Below are 6,853 nucleotides of genomic sequence, written 5' to 3'. Positions count from 1 at the left end.
GGAATCGTATACGCCTTATCGAGGCCCATGATCTTCGCGACCTCGGTGTCAATCTCGTCCTGGGTCAGCGAGGTGCCGCGGGCGGCGGCGGCATTGACCACCCAGCCGGTTGCGCGGTCATAGAGCAGAACATTCCCCGAGCCCGAGCCCTGAGTCAGAAAATCGATCGCCCGCAGGCGCTGCGCGATGATGGTGCTGCTCCCGTTGCGCGAGTTGATCTGCCTCGTTTCGTACCGGTTGACGCGGGCAATGAGGCGGCCCCCGAGGAGATTCAGAGCAAAGCCGTAATCCTCCCCCTCGCCCGTCGGGTCCGGCAGCGGGCGCCGGAACAGATCCATCGCCGGCCCGGCCGGCTGGAAGCTGTCGGAGACATTGCCAAACAGGCTCAGCCAAGGCCAGGGCCGCAGCACGACGCCGGCCGTCTTCGTTTTCCCTTCGCGACTCCGCCAGCCGGCGGCGGACCACTCCTCGAGTGACGCGCGGTCCACGTCGATCACCGGGGGCGTGTAAGTGAATCTCGGCGAGGTGCCGGTGAGGTTGAAACTGCGATCTTCGCGCAGCCCGAAGGTGGTAATGACGCGGCCCCGGAGCAGGTGACTCTGCAGGACCACACCCTGCGTTTTTAGCACGGTTCGGGAAAGCGCAAAGTCGTTGCCGACGATCGACGTTCCCAGCTTCGCCCGCTCCGTCACGAAACTGCCGGTGACACCGTTGCCCCAGCGGTAGTCATACATCTGGTTCGAAACGAAATTGGAGGGCGCCATGTCGGCGTTCTGGCCAACATTGTCGCCGACATAGTAGCGGAAGTAGCCGCGCGTGATGGCGGGCGTGATGGGAAAGCCCGGGGCGTCGACCACCCCCGTGTTCGGCAGCCACGAATGGACGGACTGCAGCACGTCGCGGTAGGCGATGCGGCTCGACACGAAGTCCTTGTACTCGCCGTATCCGGAGAACTGATGCAGGCCGAGCCAGCGCAGCACGTTCTTCTCCTGGCGCAGATCGAGCTTGTACGCGAACTGCAACCGGGACGTCTCCCGCAGCAGTGGGTTGTCGACAAAGCCCTTCACGCCGAAGATACCGATGAACGGACGCAGGAAATATGGGTTGCGGCTGCCGTCGATCATCCGCTCGTTCACATCGACATGGAGCAGGCCGGTCACGCCGCTGCTGCCGGCCACACCCATGATGTTGCGCGTGAAGCGCCGGGAATCCTCGCGGAAGTAGCCGGCCTGCAGCGCGAGCATCTGCCGCGGGGTGTCGAAGAAAATCTGCTCCAGCTGGAGGTGGGCCGTCCGCGTCGTCTCCTTGATGCGATTGACGGCCGCGAGATTCACGGACGTCCAATCGTACAGCTCGCGACTGCTCACCGTGGGATCACTCGAGAACAGCGGCTGCGTCGCGCGGATAGCCTCGGGCGTGGTATTTACGAGGAACACATTCTGATTGGGCGTGCCCGGGGTGTTCGTGCTGGTGGTACGGCTGGGGGACCAGAAGCCCAGCCCGTTTTGATCGATGAAAAGCGTCGAGAGCGTGGCAAAGTTGGAGTTCGAGAAGTAGGACGGGACTGCGTTGTTGGCGTAAGGCCCCAGCTTGGCACCGTTCAGCGTGACCATTGCGGTCACCGGATCCCAGGTCGGTGAACCGGCCTTTCTCCAGCCCGTGACGGCATCGCGCGGCATCGTGGTGTTGGGGCGATTGCCCTCGATGTCGTAGTAGGAGAACGACGCGCTGAGGCTCGTGAACTTGAAGGGCTGGAACTTAACCATGCCGTTGAGCCGGGTGGTATCGAGGCCGGAGGGCTTGAGGTTGAAGCCGTCATGCTGGAAGGCGCCGCTGCCGCGGATCGCGAGGCGCCCCTTCTTGAGCACCCGGTTCAGGTCCAGGCTCGTGCGGTAGCCGTCCATGCTGTCGGCGCGAAGGGTGACTTGCGACCGGTTGCGGCTCAGGTTGGCGGAGGACGGCTGCATGTTCACCGTGCCCGCGGCGCTGCCGATGCCGAACACGGTGGAATTGGGTCCGCGGCTGATCTCGACCGCGTCGATGTTGAGCGGATCGAGCGGCACGCGGCCACTGGTCTCGAAGTTGCCGAACGAAAGATTGGCGGGACCGACGCCGCGGACGCGATTCGCGCCGTTCGGATTCATCTGCGTGTTGTCCACCGGGCTGGCGTTGCGATCCACCGAGAAATCCGTGTACGTACCCGTACCCTCCGTGCCGGCCTCGTAGAGGAAGATATCGTTGATATCCAGCATCGCAAAGTCCGTCATCTGCTCCTTCGTGACGACGGTGATCGCGGACGCGAGGTCCTCGACCTTGGAATTGAGCCGGGTCCCGGACGTCGTGTTCGACGCGTAGTATCCGCGATCCTCGGAGCGCACCTCGAAGGGTGAAAGCTTGACGAGGTTGTCGTCGCCGGTCGCCGCCTCGACGCGCGGCGGCGCGGGCCGGGCGGCCTCCATCGCGGCCAGCTCGGTGGGATCCAGCCGCCCATTCTTGTTTGTGTCGTACTTGGCGCGGGTCACCGCATCGGTGGCCGGCGTCTGCGCCGTGGCAAGGGTGGCGAGCAGCAGGAAACAAACGGGCGCGGAGGCACGTCGGAGCAGCCCAATACGGTGGGGCGAAGTCATGGGATAAACGCGTTCGATGGACAGGTAGAGTAACCCGTGCTTGATTCGGCGGGGTTTCGTTGGGGGCAGGTGGGTTATGGCCCGGAGCGGGCCCGTTGCGACCTCACGGCAAAGCCCGCAGATAATCGCACAGCAGATCCACATTCCGGGCGAACGTCTGCGATCGGATCACGCGTTCGCGGGGCGGCTCCTTGCCCTGGAACAACTCGATCATGTCGTTCTCCTTCACCGGAATCACCTGGCTTCCGACCTTCAACACCATCTCGCGGGCGGCGAAGACCTGCACGATCCTGTCGCTCTTGCCGATGCTTCCGGTCTCCGTCCAGGCGCCGCGGGGGTCCATCGACCCGATCAGTTGCGCCACCTGCGCCGCCAGAGCTTTCGCCGACGGCTTTGCGCGCGGACGCTCGCTCCACGGCGAGAGCCCGCCCAGGTTGTCCGGCCGCCGCACGGACGCCGGGTCGGCCTTGGCCAGCCGCTCGTACTCGGCCTCGATGGCCGGCAGTTCGTCGCCGTTCACCAGCACGCCATAATGCGTGATGACCGAGTTGTCGTCATACGAGAGTTGGTATCCATCAAGCAATGACGACGACCCGCTCTTCACGCTGACCCGGGTTCCCTTCGTGACATAGAGTGGCCGGTTCGTCTGCAGCTCATAGAAACGAGCGAGGACCATCCGGTCAGGCCGCCCGGCCAGCGCCCGCCGGCGGATCTCGGACGGTTTCTCGACTGGCGGCAGGGCCGAGCGCTTGAGGTAGGCGATCGCGCGCGGCAGCGGTTCCAGATACTTTCGATTTCCCGTCTCCCGGTAGAGTACCATCAGGGTTCGCATCACACCCTGCGACTCCCCGCCGCTCACCGAAGGCGGTTCGAAATTCCGCGCCCACGCGGGAAACATGTTGGCATCGTACTGTTGCGCCCAGGCCGGCTGCGGCTCCGGCATCTGGGCCAGGAGCATGAACGCGCCGCCTTTTTCCGCCGCCGCCAGGTAGCGTGGCTCGTTATAGATTCTGGCGCCCTCGAGAAACGCATCGATCATGTCCGAGATCGAGTTGTCGTTGAACGTATAGTGCGACTGGTAGTTGCTGCCGGGCCATTTCCAGCTCCAGGACGGTGGAAACGAGGCCTGCTTCACGGGGTGCTTCGCCGGGTCCGGGGGACGATTGAAACGCTGCGGCCAGGCGCCGTTCGGGTATTGTGCCTTGATCAGGCTGTCGAAGGCGTAGCGGGTCGCCTCGTGAATCGTTGGATCCTTGAAACCGAGCGCCTTGTCGACCCGGGCCAGGAATCGCATCACGGCCTGGGTTTCGTTGTCGTCCAGGCTCGTCACCGGATTACCCGGATACGTCGTGATGTCACGGCAGGGTCCGTCGGCCCGATACGGAAATTTCTTTCGCTCGGTGGGGTCGAACTCGATGAAATAGTCCCAGCCGCCGGAGCAGTGTTGGCCCGAGACGATGGCCAGCGCAGTGGCCCGCGCGGCATCGAGGTAGTAACGATCGCCCGTGGCGGCATACGCTTCCAGGTATGCCATGCCCACCAGCGGCGTGCCTTCGCGCTGCACCTCGACGGTATGCGGCCCCTCCTTGCCCTCGGAGCGACCGTAACTCAGATCCTCCGCGTACGCGAAGTGATACGCTCCGTGCGTCGCCACCTGGTCGCGGTAGAAACCGGCCGCCTTGCGCAAGGCCTGGAGCACGTCTTCGCGCTGCGGACTTTCCTGCGCTGACGCGAGCGTGCAGAGGGCTAGCAGCGGGAGCAGCACGCCCCGGCATCGGGGGCCCGTCGAGCGGGCGGGAACGGGCGGTTTCGCCGTCAATAACCGTGTCATGGTCGACCTGGATTGATTTCTTCCGGCCCGGGGCAGCGTAGCTCTGGTGGGGGGCAAGTGGGCGAATCCGCGATCCCGGATCGGATAGGGTGGATCCGCAGCGGGCGGACGGTGCTGACGCCGGCAGGGGGAGTCAACTGAGATTTGATGGCGTGAAAATAGGGTGTAGGCCTCGGATATTTAGATGGGGATATTTAGACGGGGACTGCCTGTTACATGTTACGATTGTCTCGTTGTTCCGGAGGTGAACCCTCGGTCGTGATGCAATTGCGCGCGAACACCAACATCGAGCGCTCGAGCAAGATCGGCCCCGCGCATTCATGAAATATTCGCCCTTCGCCGATGGCGGTGCGGCTCAGGCCCTGAGCGAGTTCTTCCGGAAGAAGCCGACTGTGCCGACGAGGAAGAGCGTGGCGAGAATCGCGATGCCAAACATGCCTGGCGTGCCTTTGCTGGCCAGCACCCACACCGAGCCGTAAGTGGCGATGCCGGTCGCGGCGATCATGAGGGAATTCCACAGGAAGCGTCGTCCGCCAGTGGGGAAGTTGGGACCGAGCAGGGTGCGGGAGTTCATCATCAGCAGAAAGGTGAAGTAGGCGATCGGGATCATCGAGCCGCCGAGCACCGAAGTGGGGACGGCCAGCGCGGCGCGGGCATCGGGATTGCCCCACAGAAATGCGCCGGCGAAGCCGCCGAGACCGGAGACGGCACAGCCGATCATGTGGACCGTGCGGTCGCCGGGACGCCCGAAGATCTCGCAGAAGGCAAAGCCGTTCATGAGCATGAGGACGATGATCGTGGAGACGGCCATGCCAAGGACGCCGAAGCCGAAGACCTGCTGCGCGATGGTCGGGCCGGTCAGCGGGCTGAGCGTGGACGCGAGCTGGATGTTGTTGCGCTGGGCCAGCATCGCGCCGAGCTGGCGATCGGCGATGGGAAGGGCGTCGATCGCGGCGCGCTGTTCGGTGACGGCTGCGGCCTTCGCACCGTCGCTCGGATAAGTCGCGGCGAGACGCGGCACGAGCGGGTGTTTGGCAAGCGCGGCGTAGTAGCTGTTCGCAGAGCTCCGAACGGGCGTGCCATCCGGCTGAAGGACGTCGCCGGTCTTGGCATGGAAGGCGGCGGCGGCGGCGATGACGATGCACGAGGTGGCGAGGACGAACGGCACGATGAGGCCGATGGAGAGGTCGAAGATGGCGAGCCCGCGGTGCTTCTTGCCCCATTTCCGCCGGAGCATGGAATACGGGAGCAGGAACGTCATGTTGATGCCGACGGCAGTGCCGAAGGCGGTGACGATGATGTCGCGCTGGCTATCGACGATGATCTTGGCCCAAGCCTCGGCGTGCGCGCCGGTGGCCGCAATCGGCCCGGCGTAATCAAGCGCCGGTCGGTAAAGGTCACCGATGCGCGGAAACGTGCCTTGGACGACTTCGCCCCAGCTCAGCGAGCCGGAAAAGGTGAGCACGCCAACGACGAGGAAGAAGGCGATGACGATCAGCCCGACCATGATCTTGAGGATGTTCTCGAAGATTTTGACGCCCTTGTTGCCGGCTTCGTAGGAGGCATTGATGAACATGCCGCCGATGAAAAAGACGAGGCCGATGGCGATGGTCGAGGCGAGCGAGGTACCGACCGCGGGGATGAGATTCTGCTGAATGGCGCCGATGCCGAGGCTGAACTGTGGCATGGCCCAGACGACATTCGCCATGACCGTGGCAATGACCCACGCCCAGCCGAGCACAGGTGAGATACTGGAGTTGATCGACTCGAACGGACGCCGGCCGGTGGACAGTGTGACGTACCCGATCGCGGAAAGCATGATCACGCCAAGCACCATGGCCAGTGGCTGCAGCCACATGAGCTGGTAGCCGGAAATGATGCCGACGTAGAGCGCCCCAACGAGCGATCCTCCACCCAGGGTGATCGCGCCCTGCAACCAGCCGGGGCCGGAGAGCTTGGTGTAAATGGCGGCTTTACCGAGCACGCCCTTGCTGGCGGCTTCTTCCAGGAGTTGATCTTCGCGGGTGATGGTGTCGGAGGTCACGGGTAGTAGGGAGTATGAGTGAGCGTGAAGGGGGAAGGGATTGTAATGCAATACCCCCTACTCGAAAAAAATCACTTCGCCGGATGAACGCGCATCATCGCATCAGCGGAAGCAACGTTGCGACGATCAAGACCTGTAACAGGCCCACGACTTCCATCGCGCCAAGGGGCACCGTCCATGTCTGCAGTGTTTCGCGCTCCGTGAAACCGCTGAGCCGGGCGATCATCCAGCGTGTATATAGATGGGGTCGCAGGGCGAGTTGCGCGTCATGCGCTTTGAGCAGCTCGATGACTGATGACAGGGCGGTCTAGTGCCGAGAGGCGAAACGGGTTCGGCTGAAACTTGCAACGG

At 63.7% G+C, this 6,853-nt stretch carries 3 protein-coding genes; all 3 read right to left on the bottom strand.

Annotated elements, in window-relative coordinates; translation table 11 throughout:
* Positions 1 to 2,627 (bottom strand): TonB-dependent receptor plug domain-containing protein (locus tag SH809_14770; protein MDZ4700968.1); only part of this gene is annotated, 2,627 nt, incomplete at its 3' end.
* Positions 2,628 to 2,730: 103 nt separating this feature from the next.
* Positions 2,731 to 4,458 carry a pectate lyase gene (locus SH809_14765; protein ID MDZ4700967.1) on the bottom strand — a complete coding sequence of 576 codons (1,728 nt, stop codon included), beginning with the start codon at positions 4,456 to 4,458 and terminating at the stop codon, positions 2,731 to 2,733.
* 355 nt (positions 4,459 to 4,813) lie between these two features.
* Positions 4,814 to 6,502, bottom strand: a complete 1,689-nt coding sequence (locus SH809_14760; GenBank protein ID MDZ4700966.1) for a divalent metal cation transporter — start codon at positions 6,500 to 6,502, stop codon at positions 4,814 to 4,816.
* Positions 6,503 to 6,853 lie beyond the last annotated feature (351 nt).

It is taken from the genome of Rhodothermales bacterium, assembly GCA_034439735.1.
GTDB lineage: Bacteria > Bacteroidota > Rhodothermia > Rhodothermales > JAHQVL01 > JAWKNW01.
Note: the sequence above shows the minus strand (reverse complement) of the source record. Positions and strands in the feature narration are given on the sequence as shown.

Bases quoted from the DNA above. Each gene is read 5' to 3' on its own strand.
- SH809_14765 (MDZ4700967.1), bottom strand. From the start codon at position 4,458: ATGACACGGTTATTGACGGCGAAACCGCCCGTTCCCGCCCGCTCGACG.